The organism is Jannaschia seosinensis (genome assembly GCF_001408515.1).
Taxonomy (GTDB): Bacteria; Pseudomonadota; Alphaproteobacteria; order Rhodobacterales; family Rhodobacteraceae; genus Jannaschia; species Jannaschia seosinensis.
In genome coordinates this window covers 1-1,503 of sequence record NZ_CYPR01000246.1, presented here as the reverse complement: position 1 = coordinate 1,503, position 1,503 = coordinate 1, and the positions used below count along the sequence as shown (strand labels likewise).

Below are 1,503 nucleotides of genomic sequence, written 5' to 3'. Positions count from 1 at the left end.
CGGTACCAGCGCCGAGCGGAACTTGATCTTGCTCCCATCTTCATTGCGGCCGCGATCGCGCACGCGCGGGACCTGCACAGGAATGGTCCCGATCCCGGTCATCATCTCGCGCTCGGGCAGAAAACCATGGCGCACAAGACGCTGGCGGCCCTCCTCGTCCAGAAGATGCGCATGCTCGGCGAGGAAGGCGGATACCTCCGCCTGAACCGCCGTTCGCAGAAGCTCCTTGGCCCCAGCTTGGATTACCTCGGTCAACGGATCCGCAGAAAATTCCGATGGCAGTTCGAACGGGACAACGGTAGATTTGGCCATGGTGGCATATCCTTTCTCTTTTGAGACTGACGGCGCGTGAACACCGCCATGATATGCCGCCTACTTCAGGCCATCACCAACTTTCGGACATAACTCCGGTTTCATCTAGCATGACAATATGACTTCCAATGGGCCACGTACTGCGGATTTTCCCCTCGGTGCCTTTTTGTCCGCGCAAACGAGTTTTGATAGCCCATACGTTTGGCTTAACTAGGCGGACGTCGCGAAACTGGATAATCTCCCAAATGTCTTGGACGTGATCTCCAATCACTGCAGCATTCGCACCGGCAAGAAATGCCGAGTGCTCAACTGAAGCGAGAGATCCGGATGCAACCCGCACGAGAAGCTCTGGTCCGTGATCAACTACAGCAGCACGAGCCGCATGCAACTCTGTCAGCGTTTCACCAATGATCGACGGCCCATCGACGATTTTGCTCAGACGATAATCACTTCCGTTAAGCGACCGGTAAAACGCAGCGGAACCCGGCCAAGGTGAGCCCGCAACGGCAACGTACGGCGCATGTGGAAGATCGTCGGGTCGCAAAGTAGGGAGATTCATAATCAACGCGTCGACTGGAAGAGGAGCCAACGGCCTCACTCTTCCAGAGCTATCTTCAACCTCATCGCTTGGCTCAAAAAGTTCACGTTCCGTACGAACGGCAGATACACGTCGATCTAGCCCCTCCTCGATCCTGTCTATTCTCCAGAGTGTCAACGGCGGAGTAAAAACCGGCCACGCGGCGGCGCAAAACCAGGCCAGCGACAGGGCGCCAAGCGCCATGGCGCGCGCGCTTGCCGCATAGCTGGCGCGTGCCATGGCGCATTGGCCCGCAGGGCCAATCCTGTGGCGGGTGATCAGGTTCTGGCTTGGGCCTTTCGGGCGCGGCTTTGGCCGAGCCGATAGCTGTCGCCGTTCATCTCGAGGATGTTGACGTGGTGTGTCAGCCTGTCGAGCAGTGCGCCGGTCAGGCGTTCGGTGCCGAAGGTTTCGGTCCATTCGTCGAACGGCAGGTTGCTGGTGATCATCGTGGAGCCGCGCTCATAGCGCTGCGAGATCAGCTCGAACAAGAGCTCTGCGCCGGTCTTGCTCAGCGGCACGAAGCCCAGTTCGTTGATGATGAGCAGCTTGACGGCGGCCTGCTGCTTTTGCAGGCGGAGCAGACGGCGCTCGTCGCGCGCCTCCATCAGCTC

At 58.8% G+C, this 1,503-nt stretch carries 2 protein-coding genes and 1 pseudogene; all 3 read right to left on the bottom strand.

The window, feature by feature from the left end:
- A pseudogene (locus tag JSE7799_RS18655) lies at positions 1-312 on the bottom strand (IS256 family transposase); the annotation flags it as partial.
- Between the two features lie 73 nt (positions 313-385).
- Positions 386-1,129 (bottom strand): GTA baseplate fiber-binding domain-containing protein, encoded by a 744-nt coding sequence (locus JSE7799_RS20755; RefSeq protein ID WP_144431816.1) that lies wholly within the window; start codon positions 1,127-1,129, stop codon positions 386-388.
- Positions 1,130-1,167: 38 nt separating this feature from the next.
- A partial coding sequence (locus tag JSE7799_RS18650) for an ATP-binding protein (protein WP_144431643.1) occupies positions 1,168-1,503 on the bottom strand: 336 nt, incomplete at its 5' end.

Excerpts from the sequence above, each read along its gene's own strand:
- JSE7799_RS20755 (WP_144431816.1), bottom strand. The coding sequence starts at position 1,129 with ATGGCACGCGCCAGCTATGCGGCAAGCGCGCGCGCCATGGCGCTTGGC.